Source organism: Bacteroidota bacterium, from assembly GCA_016715945.1.
Lineage (GTDB): Bacteria > Bacteroidota > Bacteroidia > Bacteroidales > F082 > JALNZU01.
On record JADJXJ010000003.1, the window covers coordinates 751,090 to 770,557 of the forward strand.

Annotated in this window: 12 protein-coding genes and 2 tRNA genes; 7 read left to right on the forward strand and 7 right to left on the reverse strand. The window is 52.6% G+C overall.

The window, feature by feature from the left end:
* The first annotated feature begins 53 nt into the window (after nt 1-53).
* The 3 genes from mutS (at nt 54) to IPM52_13565 (ending at nt 2,943) form a co-directional block, all read left to right on the forward strand.
* Nucleotides 54-2,666 carry a DNA mismatch repair protein MutS gene (mutS, locus tag IPM52_13555; GenBank protein MBK9292633.1) on the forward strand — a complete coding sequence of 871 codons (2,613 nt, stop codon included), beginning with the start codon at nt 54-56 and terminating at the stop codon, nt 2,664-2,666.
* Between the two features lie 70 nt (nt 2,667-2,736).
* Nucleotides 2,737-2,812 (forward strand) — tRNA-Gly (locus IPM52_13560).
* A gap of 46 nt (nt 2,813-2,858) precedes the next feature.
* A tRNA-Leu gene (locus IPM52_13565) sits at nt 2,859-2,943 on the forward strand.
* A gap of 35 nt (nt 2,944-2,978) precedes the next feature.
* On the opposite strand, the gene IPM52_13570 is transcribed toward IPM52_13565, so the two are convergent.
* From IPM52_13570 to IPM52_13590, 5 genes are all read right to left on the reverse strand, one after another.
* Nucleotides 2,979-3,518 (reverse strand): gamma carbonic anhydrase family protein, encoded by a 540-nt coding sequence (locus IPM52_13570; GenBank protein ID MBK9292634.1) that lies wholly within the window; start codon nt 3,516-3,518, stop codon nt 2,979-2,981.
* A 4-nt stretch (nt 3,519-3,522) separates the two neighbouring features.
* Nucleotides 3,523-5,106 carry an L-aspartate oxidase gene (gene nadB / locus IPM52_13575; protein MBK9292635.1) on the reverse strand — a complete coding sequence of 528 codons (1,584 nt, stop codon included), beginning with the start codon at nt 5,104-5,106 and terminating at the stop codon, nt 3,523-3,525.
* Nucleotides 5,107-5,110: 4 nt separating this feature from the next.
* The gene (gene odhB, locus IPM52_13580) at nt 5,111-6,403 is read right to left on the reverse strand and encodes a 2-oxoglutarate dehydrogenase complex dihydrolipoyllysine-residue succinyltransferase (protein ID MBK9292636.1); all 1,293 of its coding nucleotides are present in this window, start codon (nt 6,401-6,403) and stop codon (nt 5,111-5,113) included.
* Between the two features lie 12 nt (nt 6,404-6,415).
* The gene (locus IPM52_13585) at nt 6,416-9,277 is read right to left on the reverse strand and encodes a 2-oxoglutarate dehydrogenase E1 component (protein MBK9292637.1); all 2,862 of its coding nucleotides are present in this window, start codon (nt 9,275-9,277) and stop codon (nt 6,416-6,418) included.
* 162 nt (nt 9,278-9,439) lie between these two features.
* Complete coding sequence (locus IPM52_13590) at nt 9,440-9,607, reverse strand: 4Fe-4S binding protein (protein ID MBK9292638.1); 168 nt, start codon at nt 9,605-9,607, stop codon at nt 9,440-9,442.
* A 339-nt stretch (nt 9,608-9,946) separates the two neighbouring features.
* Between IPM52_13590 and IPM52_13595 the strand changes: the two genes are divergently transcribed.
* The 4 genes from IPM52_13595 (at nt 9,947) to IPM52_13610 (ending at nt 16,784) form a co-directional block, all read left to right on the forward strand.
* Entirely contained in the window at nt 9,947-11,794 is a 1,848-nt protein-coding gene (locus IPM52_13595; GenBank protein ID MBK9292639.1) for a 2-oxoacid:acceptor oxidoreductase subunit alpha, read from the forward strand.
* 3 nt (nt 11,795-11,797) lie between these two features.
* Nucleotides 11,798-12,832, forward strand: a complete 1,035-nt coding sequence (locus tag IPM52_13600) for a 2-oxoacid:ferredoxin oxidoreductase subunit beta (protein ID MBK9292640.1) — start codon at nt 11,798-11,800, stop codon at nt 12,830-12,832.
* 66 nt (nt 12,833-12,898) lie between these two features.
* On the forward strand, nt 12,899-14,251 hold the full coding sequence (gene tilS, locus IPM52_13605; GenBank protein ID MBK9292641.1) for a tRNA lysidine(34) synthetase TilS: 1,353 nt from the start codon (nt 12,899-12,901) through the stop codon (nt 14,249-14,251).
* 457 nt (nt 14,252-14,708) lie between these two features.
* The gene (locus IPM52_13610; GenBank protein MBK9292642.1) at nt 14,709-16,784 is read left to right on the forward strand and encodes a thioredoxin family protein; all 2,076 of its coding nucleotides are present in this window, start codon (nt 14,709-14,711) and stop codon (nt 16,782-16,784) included.
* A gap of 74 nt (nt 16,785-16,858) precedes the next feature.
* Here the strand turns inward: IPM52_13610 and IPM52_13615 are convergent, their stop codons facing one another.
* Both IPM52_13615 and IPM52_13620 read right to left on the reverse strand, forming a co-directional pair.
* Nucleotides 16,859-18,229 carry a dipeptidase gene (locus tag IPM52_13615; GenBank protein ID MBK9292643.1) on the reverse strand — a complete coding sequence of 457 codons (1,371 nt, stop codon included), beginning with the start codon at nt 18,227-18,229 and terminating at the stop codon, nt 16,859-16,861.
* A gap of 117 nt (nt 18,230-18,346) precedes the next feature.
* Nucleotides 18,347-19,462 carry a hypothetical protein gene (locus tag IPM52_13620; GenBank protein ID MBK9292644.1) on the reverse strand — a complete coding sequence of 372 codons (1,116 nt, stop codon included), beginning with the start codon at nt 19,460-19,462 and terminating at the stop codon, nt 18,347-18,349.
* Nucleotides 19,463-19,468: the final 6 nt, after the last annotated feature.

The following is a 19,468-nucleotide window of genomic DNA, read 5'->3' on the forward strand; positions in this document are numbered from 1 at the left end:
CCCGGGCAATCTCCTATCTTTGTTGCCTGTCCGAAAATCGTTACGCTGTAAGTATGAGCAAATCCGCCGAAGCAGCCGAAACCCCGCTGATGAAGCAGTACAACCAGATCAAGGCGCGTTATCCCGACGCCCTGCTGCTTTTTCGTGTGGGCGATTTTTATGAGACCTTCGGACAGGATGCCATAAAAACATCCGAAACGCTGGGTATCGTGCTCACCCGCCGGGCCAACGGAGCCGCAGCATTTGTCGAGCTGGCTGGTTTTCCGCACCATGCGCTTGATACCTATCTTCCCAAGCTTGTGAAAGCCGGATACAGGGTGGCCATCTGCGATCAACTTGAGGATCCCAAGACTGCCAAAACCGTGGTGAAGCGAGGTGTAACCGAATTGGTGACACCCGGAGTTTCCTACAACGATAATGTGCTTTCGCAAAAGGAGAATAACTTCCTGGCAGCCATCCACCTTCAGGAAGGCCTGAGCGGCATTGCTTTTCTGGACATCTCGACCGGTGAGTTTTATGTGGCCGAGGGCAACGATGAATACCTCGACAAACTCATCCAGAGCTTCAGCCCAAGCGAGGTAGTCATACAGCGTAACCGTCGCAGGAACTTTACCGAGAAATTCGGCGAGCGTTTTTACATCAATGTCTTTGATGATTGGGTGTTCAGTTCCGACTACGCTTACGACAAACTTTGCACCCATTTTCAAACCAGTTCGCTCAAAGGGTATGGCGTGGAGGAGCTGCCGCGCGCCATTGTGGCAGCCGGTGCTGCTCTGCATTATCTCAGTGAAACACATCACGACAAGATCAGTCATATTTCCGGCATGTCGCGCATTGACGAGGGCGACTATGTCTGGCTCGACCGTTTTACCATCCGCAATCTTGAGCTGTGGGCTTCGCCTCATCCTGAGGCACGCACCCTGATGGATGTACTCGACCATACCCGCACGCCCATGGGTGCCCGCCTGCTCAGGCGCTGGCTGGCCCTGCCGCTCAAAAACCGGAAATCCATCGAAGAAAGGCACGAGGTGGTGGAGGCCCTGGTGAACCGACCCGAACTGCTCAGCCAACTGTCCGAATCGCTCAAAACTGCAGGCGACCTCGAAAGGCTCATCTCCAAGGTCGCCCTGATGAAAGCCAACCCCCGCGAACTGCTTCAGGTGGCCCGTGCCATCGATCAGGCTTTGATCATAAAAAACCTCTGTGCATCAGCCGATGCCCCAAGCCTGAACAAACTGGCACAGGAATTTACCGACTGCAGCCAGGTGAGCAGCCTGATAACCACCACCTTATTGCCTGAACCTGCTTCCAGCCTTGCCAAGGGCAATGTGATTGCTCCGGGCATCCATGCCGAGCTCGACGAACTGCGCCAGATTGCCCGCTCCGGAAAGGATTATCTGGCCGATATGCTTCAGCGCGAAACTTCGCTGACCGGCATACCAAGCCTCAAAATCGGATTCAATAATGTGTTCGGGTATTATTTTGAGGTGACCAATGCGCACAAAAACAAAGTGCCCTCGGGCTGGATCAGAAAACAAACCCTGACAGGAGCCGAACGTTACATCACCGAAGAACTGAAGGCATATGAGCAAAAAATTCTCGGTGCCGAAGAACGCATGCTGGCCATTGAAAATCAGGTGTATGCCGAATTGCTTGGCAAGGTGGCTGCGCATGTCGGACCGGTGCAGCAAAATGCGTCCGTGATGTCGCGCATCGATTGCCTGGGTGCTTTTGCTCAGGTAGCTCATCGTTATAACTACGTGCGCCCTGCAATGAACGATGGTTTTGCCATCGATATCCGGCAGGGCAGGCATCCCGTTGTTGAACAACAGATGCCCCCGGGCAACAGCTATGTGGCCAACGACGTGTTTCTCGACAGCGAACGCCAGCAGATCATGATGATTACCGGCCCGAATATGTCTGGTAAATCGGCCTTGCTGCGCCAAACGGCCCTCATCGTCCTGCTTGCGCAAATGGGCAGTTTTGTGCCGGCCGAGTCGGCTTCGCTCGGTATCGTGGATAAGGTATTTACCCGTGTCGGGGCCAGCGACAACATTTCATCCGGCGAATCTACCTTCATGGTCGAGATGAACGAAACTGCCAGCATCCTCAACAATATCTCCACACGCAGCCTGGTCATTCTCGACGAAATTGGCCGTGGCACAAGCACCTACGACGGCATCAGCATTGCCTGGGCCATTACCGAATACCTGCACGAGCACCCACTCTACAGACCTAAGGTGATGTTTGCCACCCACTACCACGAGCTCAACGAAATGGCCGCTACCTTCCCAAGGATCAAAAATTACCATGTGTCGGTGAAAGAAGCGGGCAATAAAGTGATTTTTCTGCGCAAACTGAAAAAGGGCGGCAGCGCCCACTCATTCGGGATCCATGTGGCCGCCATGGCAGGCATGCCCCCCAGGGTGATCGAAAGGGCTAACAAGTTGCTGGCCATGCTCGAAAAATCGCACTCGCAGGAGGCCTTGCAGCAAGCCGGCAACAGCCCCAAAGAAAAAGACGGCATCCAGCTGAGCTTTATTCAGCTCGACGACCCGCTGCTGCTGCAGATTAAAGACGAAATCCTCAATACCAACATCGACACCCTTACGCCGGTCGAAGCTTTGCTGAAGCTTCACGAAATCAAACGCTTGCTTGGAAAGTGAAAAAAAATTCACCCAAACTCTTGCCTGATTCAACGAAATGATGTTACCTTTGCAGCCTCAAAACAGTTCTGCGGAAATAGCTCAGTTGGTAGAGCACGACCTTGCCAAGGTCGGGGTCGCGAGTTCGAGTCTCGTTTTCCGCTCCAGAAATAAAATCCCGATGCCCCCGTCGGGATTTTTTTATAAGCCAGTGCCCGAGTGGTGGAATAGGTAGACACGAAGGACTTAAAATCCTTTGGCCATTGCGGCTGTGCCGGTTCGAGCCCGGCCTCGGGTACAAAAAACCGGGTTCAACCCGGTTTTTTTATGCAATCAGATTTTGGCTATGGGTTTGATCGAAGGGTCGTGCCAGCTTGCATAAGTGGTGTAGGACTTCGAAATACGGATCACTTCACCCTCGAGCAGTGCCGGGTCAATGCTTTTGATTTTTTTGGCCGGCACGCCTGCATATACCGAACCGGGCTCCACCACAGTATCTTTGGAGATTAATGCTCCGGCAGCAATGATGGAGTTGCTGCCGACCACCGCACCATCCATGATAATGGCTCCCATGCCCACAAGCACATTGTCGTGTATGGTGCAGCCATGAACGATGGCATTATGGGCAATGCTCACATTGTTTCCGATTTCGACCGGGGCCTTTTTGTAGGTGCAGTGGATGATGGCCCCGTCCTGTATGTTTACATTGTTTCCGATGCGGATGTAGTGCACATCGCCCCGCACCACCGCGTTGAACCACACGCTGCAGTTGTCGCCCATCACCACATCGCCCACCACTGTGGCGTTCTCAGCAAGGAAACAGTTTTCTCCGAATTTGGGCTCAATGCCGTTGACAGCTCTTACAATTGCCATGATTTCAGTTAGTTTGGTTGTTCTCAGGTTTTGGAAGATAATCAATGTTGTAATGGAGTCCGATGCTTTCGCGTCGCTGTGAGGCAAATTTGGTAATTAGATAGGCTACGTTGATCATGTTTCGTAGCTCACAGATTTCTACTGTCAGTATGGATTTGTCGTAGAGGTCTTCAGTTTCGCGATAGAGAATATCGAGGCGGTCGAGTGCGCGTTTGAGTCGCAGATTTGAGCGCACGATTCCGACATAACTGCTCATGATGGCCTGCAGCTCCTTGCGCGATTGTGTGATGAGCACCATCTCCTCGTTGAGCACCGTCCCCTCGGCATTCCAGTCGGGAATATCTTCGCGGAAATTGATATGGCTCAAGTCTTTAACGGCATCCTGACTTGCCCGGTGCGAAAACACAAGAGCTTCGAGCAGGGAATTGGAAGCCAGGCGATTGGCGCCATGAAGTCCGGTCGAGCTCACCTCACCGGATGCATACAAATGGTGGATGCTTGTGCGGCCGAAACTGTCGGTTTTGACGCCTCCACACATGTAATGGGCAGCGGGCACCACCGGAATCATCTCCTTGCGGATGTCGATACCCAGGCTGAGGCATTTGGCGTGGATGGCAGGAAAATGTTCGAGTATTTCTTTTTCTTTGAGGTGCCTGGCATCGAGATACACATGTTCGCTGCCCGAGAGTTTCATCTCGTTGTCGATGGCCCGGGCCACTATGTCGCGCGGGGCGAGGCTGCCCCGGGCATCGTAGCGGTGCATGAATTCTTTGCCGTTGATGTCTTTGAGCACTGCGCCGGCGCCACGCATGGCCTCGGTGATCAGAAAAGAGGGTTTTTCGCCCGGGTTGTACAGGCTGGTGGGGTGAAACTGGATGAACTCCATGTGGTCCACAATCCCTTTGGCCCGGTAAACCATAGCCACGCCGTCGCCGGTAGCGATAACCGGATTGGTGGTGGTTTGATATACATTGCCGGCCCCACCGGTGGCAACCATGGTTTTGCGGGACAGCACGGTATGCACCTCACCGGTGAGGGGATCAAGCACATAAGCGCCAAAGCAGGTAATGTCGTTGTGGGTTCGTCTGACAATCTGCCCCAGGTGATGCTGGGTGATCAGGTCGACAGTAAAATGGTTCTCAAGTACGGTAATGTTGGGATGGCTGCGCACCTTTTCAGTGAGCGCCCGTTGTATCTCGGCGCCTGTTTTGTCCTGGTGGTGCAACACCCGGTGCTCGGAATGGCCGCCCTCGCGGGCAAGGGCGTAACGGCCGGAGCGTTCCTTGTCGAACTGCGCCCCCCATTCGATGAGCTCTTTCACCCTCTCGGTCGATTCGGTGATGGTGAATCTTACTACTTCCTCATTGTTCAGGTAACTTCCTGCCTTGAGGGTGTCGGCAATATGTTTTTCGTAGGTGTCCGGGGTGTACATCACTGCGGCAATGCCACCCTGGGCATAGCCTGTGGCAGTTTCGTCGAGCTGCGATTTGCTCACCACCAGCACCCGGCCGTGGTCGGCTACCTTGATGGCAAAGCTCAAACCGGCAATGCCGCTGCCAATCACCAGAAAATCAGTGTGAATACGCATCGGTTTACAGGTCAAGCAGAATTTCGGCGGGGTCTTTGCCGCCAAACAACATCCTGTTGGGGTTTTCGAGCATTTCTTTCACTTTGACCAGAAAACTCACCGACTCGCGCCCGTCGATGATGCGGTGGTCATAACTCAATGCCACATACATCACAGGGTGAATCTCCACTTTGCCTTTCACGGCTATCGGACGCTCTACAATGTTGTGCATACCGAGGATTGCCGACTGTGGCGGATTGATGATAGGTGTGGACAACATGGAACCGAACACCCCCCCATTGGTGATGGTGAAGGTGCCGCCGCTCATTTCCTCAAGTGTCAGCTTGTTTTCGCGGGCTTTGGTGGCAAGGTCCTTGATGGCCAGCTCAATTTCGGCCAGGCTGAGCATCTCGGCGTTGCGGATCACAGGTACTACCAGTCCTTTCGGGCCAGATACCGCAATGCTCATATCCACGTAATCGAAAGTAAGAATATCGTCGCCATCAATCTGTGCATTCACCTGCGGAAAGTGCCGCAGGGCTTCGGTGACCGCCTTGGTGAAAAACGACATAAAGCCCAGGTTGACGCCGTGTTTCTGTTTGAAAGCATCCTTGTATTTGCTCCGCAGCTCCATGATGGGGCTCATGTTCACCTCGTTGAAGGTGGTGAGCATGGCGGTTTCGTTTTTGACTGATACCAGCCTTTCGGAGAGTTTTTTGCGCAGGGGAGTCATGCGTTTGCGCTCTTCGCTGCGCTGGCCTGGCCACGAGCTCAGGGCGACACCCGGCACTTCTGCCTGTAGGGGTGGTGTTGCCGGCTGTTTGTCTTTCTGCGCTTTCAGGAATGCGATGTCTTTCCGACCAATACGCATGTGCCGGATTGCTTCGATCAGGTCGGCTTCGCTCAGGTTTTCAACTTCCATTATTTTTCGGGCCAAAGGGCTGATATGCAGCGATATATCCTGATTCTCCACTGCCTTTTGCGCTTCATTGACCACTGCATCTGCTTTTTTGGTTTCCACCGGAGCGGGCGCAGTTTCTTTTTTTGGTGCAGGCGCGGGTGCGCTTGTTTGCGGTTTTTCGTCTGTAAGCTCAATCACGGCAACCACTGCACCTACCTCGACCGTGTCGCCGGCTTTGGCTTTCAGGCGGATGATGCCGGCTGCCTCGGCGGCAAGGCTAAGTGTGGCCTTGTCGGAGTCAACCTCGGCAATATCCTGGTCTTTCTCCACGTAGGCACCGTCGTCAACCAGCCAGTTGGAGAGGATTACTTCGCTGATGGATTCACCCGGACTTGGTACTTTTATTTCTATTGTCATGGTCTTGGCTGATTATTCCAGTTTTTTAGTGGCCGAGTGGAACTTGCTGTCCACCATATCCACATTCATATCCTTGAGCTCTTGTTCGAACGAACGCCATTTGTTGCCAATGCAGATCATGCCGCATTCTTTTTCGAGCATGGGGCAGTCGCATTTTTCAAAAGTTTTATCAATCAGCTTTTGCTGGCTGATCACATGAAATTTGGCTGATCCTGTGGCCGGACTTCCGCTTTGAGGTCTGGCCACCAACCTGAGATTGACATCTTTGAATTCGTGGTGGATATAGCGCCACGCACCCATGTTCAGGGGTTCCTCCTGCACCCAGAGGTGGGTGCGGGCTTTGTGATATTTTTTTACTACCTGGCGCATCTGATGCACCGGAAGCGGGTGGAGCTGCTCAATGCGCACCAGGGCGATGTCGTCGCTGCCGCGTTTTTGTTTCTCTTCGAGGAGTTCGTAATAAATCTTTCCGCTGCAAAACACCAGCTTGCTAACTTTTTCAGGGTCAGCAGCTGCATCGTCGATCACCTCCATGAATTTGCCATTGGTGAGCTCGCTCAGTTTGGAGATGCACAAGGGATGACGCAGCAGGCTCTTGGGTGTGAAGATAACCAGAGGCTTACGGAAGGGCCTTTTCAGCTGGCGGCGCAGGATGTGGAAGAAGTTGGCCGGGGTGGTGCAATTGGCCACCTGCATGTTTTGTTCGGCACAAAGCGTCAGAAATCTCTCGATGCGGGCGCTGGAATGCTCTGGTCCCTGGCCTTCGTAGCCATGCGGCAGAAACATCACCAGTCCGTTCATCACATTCCATTTTTCTTCGGCACTGCTCACAAACTGATCGAAGATGATCTGGGCGCCGTTGTTGAAGTCGCCAAACTGGGCTTCCCATATGGTGAGTGCATCGGGTGAAGCGAGCGCGTAACCGTATTCAAAACCAAGCACGCCGTATTCGCTCAGCAAGGAGTTGTACACTTCAAACTTTGCCTGATCGGGCGCTATGTGATTCAGCGGGGTGAATTCTTCTTCGCTGTCTTCCACCCTGAGCGTGGCGTGCCGGTGCGAGAATGTGCCTCTGGCCACATCCTGCCCGCTCAGCCTCACGGGATGTTTTTCAGTGAGCAAGGTGCCGTAGGCCAGCAGTTCGGCCATGGCCCAATCGACCACGCCCTGCTGAAACACCATCTCGCGACGCTGTTCCTGAAGCTTGACAGTTTTACGGAAAAACTGTTTGTTGTCGGGAAGTTGGGTGAGGCCGTGGGCTATCTGTCGGAGCAATTGTTCATCAACCCCTGTTTCGGGCGATTCCAGAAAGTCGTTTTCGCGGGCCTTTCGGACGTGATCCCATACTTCCTGCAAAAAGTTGGTGATTTGCGTCTTTTCTTTGGCGCGCGCACCGCTCAGGCTGTCTTCGAGTACCTGAAGGTGATGGGCTTCGATGCGCTGGGCTTGTTCCGGACTGAGTACGCCTTCCTCTATGAGTTTTTTGGCATAGATGTCGCGCGGATTCGGATGTTTTTCGATGATTTTGTAGAGCAGTGGTTGTGTAAACCTTGGCTCATCGCCTTCGTTGTGGCCATATTTGCGGTAGCACAACAAATCCACATACACATCTTTGTGGAATTTCTCCCTGAACTCCATGGCAAGCTGTACGGCATACACCACTGCTTCAGGGTCGTCGCCATTCACGTGAAACACGGGCGAGTGGGTTATTTTGGCCACGTCGGTGCAATAGGTGCTCGAGCGGGCATCGAGGTAATCGGTTGTGAAGCCGATCTGGTTGTTGATCACCAGGTGAATGGTGCCGCCTGTTTTGTAGCCGCGAAGCTCCGACATTTGTGCCACTTCGTACACCACGCCCTGGCCGGCTATGGAAGCGTCGCCGTGGATGAGGATGGGAACGACTTTTTTGTAATCGCCCTTGTAAATCTGGTCAATTTTGGCACGTGTGATGCCTTCAACCACAGGGTCAACGGCTTCCAGGTGCGAGGGGTTGGGCGAGAGGGTGAGTTTGACGGATTTGCCATTGGTGGCTTTGCGGACTGAGGTATAACCCAGGTGGTATTTCACGTCGCCCAGCAGGGTTTCGTCTTCATATTCCTTGCCCTCAAACTCGCTGAATACGTCCATGTAGGGCTTACGCAGCACGTTGGTCAGAACGTTGAGCCTGCCGCGGTGCGCCATGCCGATAACCAGCTCTTCGGTGCCGAGTTCTGCACCTTTTTCTAATATGGCTTCCAGGGCAGGAATGAGCGATTCGGCTCCTTCGAGCGAGAAACGCTTTTGACCGGGGAATTTTTTGTGAATGAACTTCTCGAAATTGACTGCCCTGTCGAGTTTGACGAAGATCCAGTTTTTATCCTGACGGGTGAACGATGGCAGATTGCGCACAGGCTCCATGCGGGCAAGCAGCCACTGCACAATATCCACATTGCGGATAAACATGAATTCGGCGCCAAAGCTGCGGCAATAGGTCTCTTTGAGCGCATCCACGATGGAGGCCAGACTTGCCGGCCCCAGGCCGATTTCCCTACCTGCCTCAAAAACTGTGTTGAGGTCTTTCTCGGTCAGGCCGTAGTTTTCGATATCGAGTGTGGGCCGGTACTGACGGCGTTTGCGTACCGGGTTGGTTTGCGTAAAGAGGTGACCGCGCTTGCGGTAATCGTTGATCAGGTCGAGTACCTTGAACTCTTTGACGGTTTTGACAGCATCGCCTGATTGTACCGGGCGTTTGCTGTAGTTACGGGCTGCAAAGTCGAATCCCTCGAAAAACTTTCGCCAGCCTTCGTCCACACTTTGCGGGTTTTCGCGAAAGCGCAGATAAAGGTCTTCGATCACTGAAGGGTCGCTGCTGTTCAGATAGTTATAAACGTCCATGAAGCCTGGGCTGTGTTTAATCTGCAAAATTAGCACAAAACCCCTTGCGCCTGACTGCCGCCGGGGCTACAGGCTAAACAAAAAAAGGAACAGCCGGTTCGGTGGCTGCTCCACAGTAAATCGATTTTGAATAAGATGCCGCGTGGGCTTTGGCAAATCTCCTTATTCCGGAATGATGGCTTCTACGGGGCAAACATCGGCGCACGAACCGCAGTCGGTGCAGATATCGGGGTCGATCACGTAGATATCGCCTTCGGAAATGGCATCAACAGGGCATTCGTCAATGCAGGTGCCACATGCTGTGCAGGCGTCGGTAATTTTGTAAGCCATAGTGGTATTGTTTTGGTTTTGATGAACGTTATGTGGTGCAAAGATATACAACAGTCAATACCCAAAACAGGGTAAATGTTAATTTATAGCAAATCTAAACTGCGCTTCAAATGTATTGAAAATGAAGCCCCGCGGCTTATCCGGAATTTAGACTGATTTTAATTTATGCTTGCCGGATGCATTTAAGCTGTTGCAGTCTATTTATTAATTTGCTGATTTACAAAGGGATATTTTTAGTGTGTTCCTTGGCTGCCTTCCGGATAGCTTATTGGCTCGGTTTGGGGTCTGAAAGCCTTGGCAATTAAGTACTACCTTTGCCTGAAAATCAATCACAACGGTATGGCAAACAACAATAACAAAGTTGTTGAACTGGAACAGGTAGTGGTTCGTTTTGCCGGCGACTCCGGCGACGGAATGCAGCTCACCGGATCGCTCTTTTCCGATTCGACGGCATTTGCAGGCAACGATTTTGCCACTTTTCCCGACTATCCGGCCGAGATCAGGGCTCCTCAGGGCACTGTGTCCGGTGTTTCGGGCTTTCAGATTCATTTTGGTCGCAAGAATGTGTACACCTCGGGCGACCTGGCCGATGTGCTTGTGGCCATGAATCCGGCCTCGCTCAAAGCCAATATGCGCTGGATCAAGCCGCAAGGCCTCATCATCATCGACAGCGACAACTTCAACGACAAATGGCTCGAAAAGGCCGGTTACACGACCGACCCCACCACCGATGGCAGCCTGAGCGGTTACAGGGTGATTCGCACCCCGATATCGAGCATGACAAAAGAGGCCGTTAAACACCTCAACCTTGACCCTAAAACCACACTCAAAACGAAAAATATGTTTGCCCTGGGCATGGTCATGTACATGTTCAGCCGCGAACCAGAAGTCATCTACCAGTATTTCGAGAAAAAATTTGCAGCCAATCCTATTGTAGTTCAGGCCAATAAGTCCGTGCTTGCCGCCGGGTACAACTATGCCGACACAATGGAAATTGTTGGCCATGTATATAAGGTAAACCCTGCGCCCCTGAGCAAAGGTAAGTACCGCAATATTACCGGCAATGTGGCCACAGCATGGGGTTTCATAGCCGCGGCAGAGCGGGCCGGCCGACCGCTGTTTCTGGGTTCGTACCCAATCACCCCGGCAACGGAAATCCTGCAGGAGCTCAGCTACCATAAAAACCTTGGTGTGAAAGCTTTTCAGGCCGAGGACGAGATTGCCGGCATTGTGAGCGCCATAGGCGCAAGCTACACTGGTTCGCTGGCCATCACCACCACCAGTGGTCCAGGGCTTTCGCTCAAATCGGAAGCCATCGGACTGGCTGTGATGACCGAGTTGCCCCTGGTGATTGTGGATGTGCAGCGTGGCGGTCCTTCCACCGGACTGCCAACCAAGTCGGAGCAGAGCGACCTGATGCAGGCGCTATTTGGACGCAATGGCGAAGCTCCTGTCATCATCGTGGCTGCCCAGAGTCCGACCGACTGTTTTTACAGTGCTTACGAAGCTGCCAAGCTGAGCATGGAACACATGACCCCCGTTATCCTGCTCACCGATGGCTCGCTGGCCAATGGTTCGGAAGTCTTCAGGATTCCTGCCGTTGCCGACCTGCCGGAAATTCACCCACCCATTGCACAAGCCAACGATCCCGAGTACAAACCATATCGCCGCGATCCGGAAAAACTCAACCGCAAATGGGCTATCCCCGGCACACCCGGCTTGCGTCATCGTGTGGGAGGGCTTGAGAAAGAAGATGTGAGCGGCAATGTGTCGCACGACCCGCTTAACCATCAAAAAATGACCCTGCTGCGCGAGGAAAAGGTGATGCGCGTAGCCAATTATTTGCCGGAACAAAAAGTGATCGGTCCGGATGAAGCCGAACTTCTGGTGGTGAGCTGGGGAGGTACCTATGGGGTGATGCGCACTGTGGTAGAAAAAATGCAACAGGAAGGCTACTCCATTGCCCTGGCACATTTCAGACACATCATGCCCCTGCCCCGCAATACCGAAGAAGTTCTGGGCAGATACAAAAAGATCATCGTCTGCGAGATCAACAACGGACAGTTTGTCAAGTATCTGAAAATGAACTTCCCGCAGTTCAAATACCACCAGTACAACAAGATTCAGGGTCTGCCCTTCCTGGTGGCCGAGCTTCAGGAACAATTCGAAAAACTTTTAAACGCCTAACCCATGGAAAATACGCAAATAGATACCCCGGTAATGCAACTGACAAAAGACGATTTTGCCAGCGACCAGATGGTGAAATGGTGTCCAGGATGTGGCGACCATGCCATCCTGCATGCGGTCGAAAACGTGTTTCCCAATCTCGGCATCGCAAAAGAAGACTTTGTGGTGGTTTCGGGCATTGGCTGTTCCTCGCGTTTTCCTTATTACATGAATACCTATGGCATTCATGGTATCCATGGCCGGGCAGCAGCACTGGCCACCGGCGTGAAGCTGGCCAATCCAAAGCTGAGTGTGTGGATGATTACCGGCGACGGCGACTGCATGGCCATTGGAGGTAACCACTTCATTCACACCATCAGGCGAAATATTGATATCAACATACTCCTGTTTAACAATAAAATCTACGGCCTGACCAAAGGGCAATATTCGCCCACCACGCCGCAGGGTTCAAAAACCAAAACCAGCCCTCAGGGAACCATCGAAAGGCCTTTCAACCCCGGTGAACTGGTAATCGGCTCGCAGGGCAATTTCTTCGCACGTGCGCTCGACACCAATCCCAAAGCCATGACGTCCGTTTTCATGGAAGCTGCCAAACACAAAGGCACTTCGGTGGTCGAGATACTGCAGAATTGCGTCATTTTCTTCAACAAGGCCCACGACCTGATCACCAGCAAGGAAACCCGCGACGATAATCAGCTCTGGCTCGAACATGGCAAGCCGCTCATTTTTGGTAAAGACCGGAATAAAGGTATTGTGCTCAAAGGAACCCGGCTCGAAGTGGTAACCATAGGCGAAAATGGCGTCACCGAGGCCGACATACTGGTGCACGACCAATACGAGAAAGACCCCGGCATCCACATGATGATTGCCCGCATGATGCCGCCTGAATATCCGGTTGCACTCGGTGTTATCCGATCGGTGGCAGCGCCCACATTCGACCAAAGTCTCGTGGACCTGATTGAGCATGAAAAACAGACAAGTAAATTCAAAACTGCTGACGACCTGCTGCAAAGCAGTCCAACATGGACAATTGATTAATCATTGAACCAAAGCCAAATAGAACCGCTTCCGTAGGGGGCGGTTTTTTTCTTCTAACTTTATCCCATGAAAAGCCAGATGCTTAGCTTCATGCGCTTGTGCAAGATGCCTTTGCAGGGCAGCCACCTGCTGGTGGCCGTGAGTGGCGGGCGCGATTCGGTGGTTTTGCTTAAGCTGCTTCAGGAGGCTGGTTATTTCCTGGAGGCTGCTCATGCCAACTTCGGACTGAGAGGCGCCGAAAGCGATGAAGATGAGCAGTTTGTGAGGGAACTTTGCGCCAAGGCGGGCATTCCATGTCATGTGAGACGGTTCGATACCAGCGCATTTATGCACGAAAAGGGGCTTTCGCTCCAGGAAGCAGCCCGCGAACTTCGATATGCGTGGTTCGATGAACTTCTCAATAGTCGAAATTTACCGGCCGTGGCCGTGGCGCATCATCAGGACGACCAGATCGAAACCATGCTGATCAACCTCATCCGGGGCACCGGAATTAAAGGTCTGACGGGCATGCGGCCTGTGAACGGAAAAATCATCCGTCCGCTTCTGTGGGCACGCTCAGCCCAAATTGCAGCCTATGCCCGGCAACACGGGCTCAGCTGGCGCGACGACAGCTCAAACCAAAAGGACGATTACCTGCGCAACAGAATCCGGCATCATCTGATTCCGGTACTCAACGAGTTGACCGGAAATGAGCGCGGAGGTCTGGAAAAAAGTGTGCAACTTATTGCAAACCAGTCGAATCTGTACAGGGAGTTTTCTGATAAGCTGCGGCAGGATTTGCTGAGACCAACCGGGGAAGGGGTTTTCCGGATTGACAAGGGAAGCATCAACGCATTTAGCTCGCCAATGGCAGTTTTGTATGAGCTTCTCTCGCCTTTCGGCTTCAACAGCAGCCAGGTTTTGCAATTGTCCAATGTGCTTGATGCGCAGCCGGGCAAGGTGTTTTCTTCACCGGAATATGAGGTGTACATCGCGGGCGAATTTTTGGAAATTAGCCGGAAAAACGAAACAGAACAGCCTGAAATACAAATATATCCCGAACAGAAAAGCGAAAGCGGACTGCAAATTGAACTGATAAACTGGCACCGGGGTATGGAATATTCCCGCAACAAGGAAGAGGCCTGGCTCGACTACGACACCCTGCGCCTGCCGCTTTTTCTAAGGTGTCCGCGCAAGGGCGACCGCTTTTTTCCCCTGGGCATGAAGGGGTCACAGTTGCTGAGCGATTTTTTTGTCAACAACCACTTTACGCGTCAAATGAAAAAAAAGGCACTGGTAATTGCGGATGCAAACGGGCAGATTGTGTGGCTGTGCGGGCACCGTATTGCACACCCTTACCGCATAAGCGCCCAAACCAGAAAAGTGCTTGTGATAAGGTCGAAACATGTCGGTGTCAGAACGGACGATGCTACTGAGTGATAAATCGCATTAATATCACTATCCAAACCTCATAATCTGTATTTTTGCAACCTTATAAATCAAGACGATGGAAAAACGCTTCCTAGCATTCGTTGCCTTAATGTTTGTTTTGTGGTTTGCACCTTTGCAAGCGCAGATTCTGGAGCCGGTAAAGTGGCGCTTCAGTACCGAGAGAATCGGAGATAAAGAATTCGACCTTTTGTTTATTGCCGATATCGAGCCAAAGTGGCACCTCTACTCGCAGGACATTCCCATGAGTCCGCCGGCCACGGTATTCACTTTCGAGCCTTCGGATGCGTTCACCCTTGTTGGCAAGGTTGTGGAGCCACAAGCCGAAGTGCAATACGATCCGAACTTTGAGATGAAGCTCAAATGGTTCTCCAGGCAGGCAACTTTTCGTCAGCGGGTCAAACTCAATGCCGAAGGAACGGTAACTGTCAGGGGCAGCATTGAATTTATGGCCTGCGACGACACGCGATGCACACCACCCACCGAGCAGGATTTTCAGTTTACGCTCAACCCGGGAGGCGTTCAGGCCTCAGGTCAACCAGCCGTTGAGCAGGCCGTTGCTCCACAAGGGCCGCTGCAGCCTGTTCGCTGGGCATTCTCGGCCGAAAAAGTTGATGCCGGCATCATTGAACTAATTTTTGATACACAGATTGAAGAGCGATTTCACCTGTATTCTGTGGACATTCCTGAAAACGGCCCCCTGCCCACAGCTTTTTCATTTGAGAACTCCGGCAATTTCGAACTGGTGGGAGAAGTGGTCGAAGCCATTGCACCCAGGATAAAATACGACGATGTATTCGAGATGCAGATCGGCACGTTTGAAGGGAAAGCTCAGTTCCGTCAGCGCATCAGGCCCCTGGCAGATGTGCCTTTTAACATCAAAGGTGAGATTTCGTACATGGTATGCGACGACAAAGGTTGTGTGGCGCTTTACGAAGACTTCGACCTGGTGTACGACGGGCAGCAGTTGTTGGTGGCCGGCGAAGCACCCGCGCAAGTTGTAAGCGAGGCCGGGCGCGCCGACATACTGGGTGGCGATTCCAACCTTTGGATTTTCTTCTTTGTGGCATTTCTGGCCGGTCTGGCTGCCATACTCACCCCTTGCGTCTTCCCTATGATACCGATGACGGTTTCTTTCTTCATGAAAGACAAGGACAAGAAAGTGCAGGGCAAGCTTCAGGCCCTGGTTTATGGCATTTCGATCATCGCTATATACACCCTGATTGGTTCCATCCTGGCTGTGGTAGCTGGGCCTGACATTGCCAACTGGCTCAGCACACACTGGCTGCCAAATATTCTGTTCTTTCTCATCTTCGTCATTTTTGCCGCTTCCTTTTTCGGTATGTTTGAACTCACACTGCCTCACTGGTTGATCAACAAAGCTGATTCGCAGGCAGATAAGGGTGGATATGTGGGGAGCATCTTTATGGCGGTTACCCTGGTGCTCGTTTCGTTTTCATGCACCGGACCAATTGTGGGCGCCATACTTGTGGAATCGGCAGGAGGTCAGGTGCTCAAGCCCATCATCGGCATGTTTGGTTTTTCGCTGGCATTTGCCCTGCCATTCACGCTTTTTGCTTTCTTCCCATCCTGGTTGAGCAATCTGCCAAAATCGGGCGGTTGGCTCAATTCGGTGAAGGTGGTGCTGGGCTTTATCGAGCTGGCGCTCGGGCTTAAGTTTTTGAGCGTTGCCGACCAAACCTACCACTGGGGCATCCTCGACCGGGAGATTTACATCGCATTCTGGATAGTGATTTTCTTCCTGATGGGCATGTATCTGCTTGGCAAACTGCGTTTTGTGCACGACGACGAAGTGCCTTACCTGAGTGTGCCACGATTGATGTTGGCCATCATCACCTTTACATTTGTGGTGTATCTCATTCCGGGCATGTTTGGAGCCCCGCTCAAGGCATTGTCGGGCTACATGCCTCCCATGGCCACCCACGATTTCGACCTGAACAGGATCATACGCGAGCAGGCCAGGGCGGCCGGTGGTGCAGCGCAATGGCAAAGCAGGCTCGAACAATGTGAGCCGCCCAAATATGCCGATAAACTTCATCTGCCCCACGGACTGGAAGGTTACTTCGACTACGAACAAGGTCTGGCCTGCGCCAAAGCGCTCAACAAGCCCATCTTCATCGATTTTACCGGACATGGCTGCGTCAACTGCCGCGAGATGGAAGCCAATGTGTGGAGCGATCCGAGGGTGCTGCAACTGCTTCAGGACGAGTATGTGATTATTGCCCTGTATGTGGACGACAAAACCAGCCTGCCCGAATCGGAGTGGGTCACCTCCACTTATGATGGCAAGGTGAAAAAGACCATCGGGCGCAAATGGGCTGATTTCCAGATCAGCAAGTTCAACGTAAACGCCCAGCCGTTTTATGTGATTATGGGCCACAATGGCGAGGTGCTGGTGCAACCCCGTGCCTATGACCTCAACCGCGATGCTTTTGTCAGGTTTTTGCAGGATGGGGTGAAGAATTTCCGCGAAGGCACCTCTGTTTTCCGTATCCCTTCATAACGCGAAAGAATGTGAATAAAAAAGGGCTGTCTCGCATGGGACAGCCCTTTTGTTTATGGGTATTCTTCCGGTGATCAGGCCTTGCTTGAGGCAAAGTAGTGATAGAACCAGGTGATGGTTTCGATGCCTTTGTAGAAATTTTCGAGCGGGTAGTTTTCGTTGGGCGAGTGGATGGCATCCGATTCGAGGCCGAATCCCATGAGGATGGTTTTGAGGCCAAGTATTTGTTCGAAGGTCGAAATGATGGGAATACTTCCGCCGCTGCGCATGGGTACGGGCTGTTTGCCAAAGGTTTGCATGTAGGCCTTTTCAGCAGCTTTGTAAGCCGGCAGGTCGATGGGGCACACGTAGGCCTGTCCACCGTGCAGGTATTCCACTTTAACTTTAACCGTTTTTGGTGCGATGCTGGTGAAGTGATCGGCAAACAGCCTGCCGATTTTTTCGTGATGCTGGTTGGGCACCAGGCGGCAGGAGATCTTGGCATAAGCCTTGGATGGCAGTACGGTTTTGGCGCCTTCGCCGGTGTATCCACCCCAGATGCCGCATACATCGAAGGTGGGCCTGATGCCAACCCTTTCGATGGTGGTGTAGCCGGTTTCGCCCCTTACTTCTTCGAGGTCGAGGGCTTGTTTATAGGCTTCGAGACTGAACGGGGCCTTGTTGAGCAGCTCACGCTCTTCGGGGGTTGCTTCGAGCACATCGTCGTAAAATCCTGGGATGGTGATGCGGTTGTCCTTGTCGAGCATGCCTGCGATCATCTCGGCAAGGGTGTTGATCGGGTTGGCCACGGCGCCGCCGAAAAGTCCGGAGTGCAGGTCGCGGTTGGGGCCGGTCACTTCCACCTGCCAGTACGAAAGTCCGCGCAGACCGGTAGTTATCGACGGAATGTCAGGTCCGATCATGCTGGTATCCGATACCAGGATGATGTCGGCTGCGAGCATGTCTTTGTGCTCGGTGCACCATTTTCCAAGGTTGGGCGAGCCGATTTCTTCCTCGCCTTCGATCATGAATTTTACATTGCAGGGCAGGTTGCCTGTGGCCACCAGGGTTTCGAATGCCTTGGCGTGCATGAAGGCCTGACCTTTGTCGTCGTCGGCCCCACGGGCGTAAATCTTGCCATCGCGGATCTCCGGCTCAAAAGGCGGACTTTTCCACAACTCAATCGGATCTACGGGCATCACATCGTAATGTCCGTAAACCAGCACAGTCGGCAGGGCAGGGTCGATGATTTTTTCGCCATACACCACCGGGTTGCCATCGGTGGGCATCACCTCGGCACGGTCGGCTCCGGCTTTGAGCAGGCTGTCGCGCCAGTACTCAGCAGCACGTATCATATCTGCTTTGTGTTCGCTCTGCGAGCTGATGGAAGGAATACGGATCAGACCGAAAAGCTCCTCCAGGAAACGGTCTTTGTTACTTTCGATGTAAGGTTTAATATTTTCCATGTTGCGGTTTTTGCATTTGGCGCTAAGGTAGCCATTTGGCCGAAGTCAGGCAAACTCAGGGGGTCTCGTCAACAGTCTTTTAAACATTTTTTCAAAATGCCTGTGCAGATTGCGCAATCAGAAAATATCATTGACAAAGCCATCCGGATTGCGTTCAAGGCCGGTTATCTGCACGTCGAGCCAGGTCCATTTTCCTTCGGGCAGGATCCAGCTTACCCGCACACGCGAGGGCAAATCGATTCCATCAAAGCGCTGCCATTCGTAAGCTTCGGTGACCCATTCGTATCGCTGCGGATCGTTTTCGTTCATCAGCCGCATGGCCGAGAGCATCAGAAATCGCCCTTTTTCGTCGAAGGTAAATCGTGCCGATGCCTGCATGTCGTGGATTCGGATGGTGGCAACGGCGTTTTGGTTATCAATCTCCTGCCAGCTGATATGATCGCTGAGCGCTGCCCAGGGATACCACACCAGTTCGCCCAGGTAGCGGATCAGGCTGCCATCGGCGGTGGCTGGCCCCGTTGCTTTGACCAAATCCACCAGCCCGTTGGCCCGGATGTGCATCTCGGCTTTGCCTGATGCAAAAAGGTCGCGGCCTTGTATGTGGATCAACGGACTGACATTTAGCTTCACTTTCCAGATGAAAGCCGGTTGATGCACAAGTGCGTATTGCTCGGCCTGCGCCTCAAACCACTGTTTTTGAGAAGGTTTCAGCTTCATTTGCAGCTTTTGGCTCACCTTGATTGCACTTACCTCCGTGCTGAAGTCAGCCCCGCTTTGCCTGAGCCAATTGCGCACAGCTTCGGGCAGGCTGTCGGTCATATGATTCATTTTACCTGCATCGGCTTCATAATGGTTCCGGGTAGCCAGCAGTTCGTGAAGCTCATTCCGGTTGGCAATATCCATCCTGTGCATGCCAAACCACATCCAGGCAATGGTCAAAATCAGCAGGTTAGGTATCATGCCATATTTGGCTGCCTGCCACGAAAACAGGATGAGTACCATCGAAACTGCGGCTCCGGCCAGGCTCACAAATGGCCAGGCTTCGTGACCTGCCCAAAAAAGCAGGGCAGCTGCAACAAAAAGCAAAGCCGACACCAGCCAGCCCATTCCGGCGGCTCTGCCGATGCTTAGTTCAAGCTCTTCGATCCTGACAAGGTCAAAGGCTTTAAGAAATCCCATCAGGTGAATGCTCCCATGCACCAGGATAAGCAGTGCGAAAAGGTGTCTGAACATATTGTC

Bases quoted from the DNA above. Each gene is read 5' to 3' on its own strand.
- mutS (MBK9292633.1), top strand. From the start codon at position 54: ATGAGCAAATCCGCCGAAGCAGCCGAAACCCCGCTGATGAAGCAGTAC.
- IPM52_13570 (MBK9292634.1), bottom strand. From the start codon at position 3,518: ATGGCAATTGTAAGAGCTGTCAACGGCATTGAGCCCAAATTCGGAGAA.
- nadB (MBK9292635.1), bottom strand. From the start codon at position 5,106: ATGCGTATTCACACTGATTTTCTGGTGATTGGCAGCGGCATTGCCGGT.
- odhB (MBK9292636.1), bottom strand. From the start codon at position 6,403: ATGACAATAGAAATAAAAGTACCAAGTCCGGGTGAATCCATCAGCGAA.
- IPM52_13585 (MBK9292637.1), bottom strand. From the start codon at position 9,277: ATGGACGTTTATAACTATCTGAACAGCAGCGACCCTTCAGTGATCGAA.
- IPM52_13590 (MBK9292638.1), bottom strand. From the start codon at position 9,607: ATGGCTTACAAAATTACCGACGCCTGCACAGCATGTGGCACCTGCATT.
- IPM52_13595 (MBK9292639.1), top strand. From the start codon at position 9,947: ATGGCAAACAACAATAACAAAGTTGTTGAACTGGAACAGGTAGTGGTT.
- IPM52_13600 (MBK9292640.1), top strand. From the start codon at position 11,798: ATGGAAAATACGCAAATAGATACCCCGGTAATGCAACTGACAAAAGAC.
- tilS (MBK9292641.1), top strand. From the start codon at position 12,899: ATGAAAAGCCAGATGCTTAGCTTCATGCGCTTGTGCAAGATGCCTTTG.
- IPM52_13610 (MBK9292642.1), top strand. From the start codon at position 14,709: ATGGCCTGCGACGACACGCGATGCACACCACCCACCGAGCAGGATTTT.
- IPM52_13615 (MBK9292643.1), bottom strand. From the start codon at position 18,229: ATGGAAAATATTAAACCTTACATCGAAAGTAACAAAGACCGTTTCCTG.
- IPM52_13620 (MBK9292644.1), bottom strand. From the start codon at position 19,462: ATGTTCAGACACCTTTTCGCACTGCTTATCCTGGTGCATGGGAGCATT.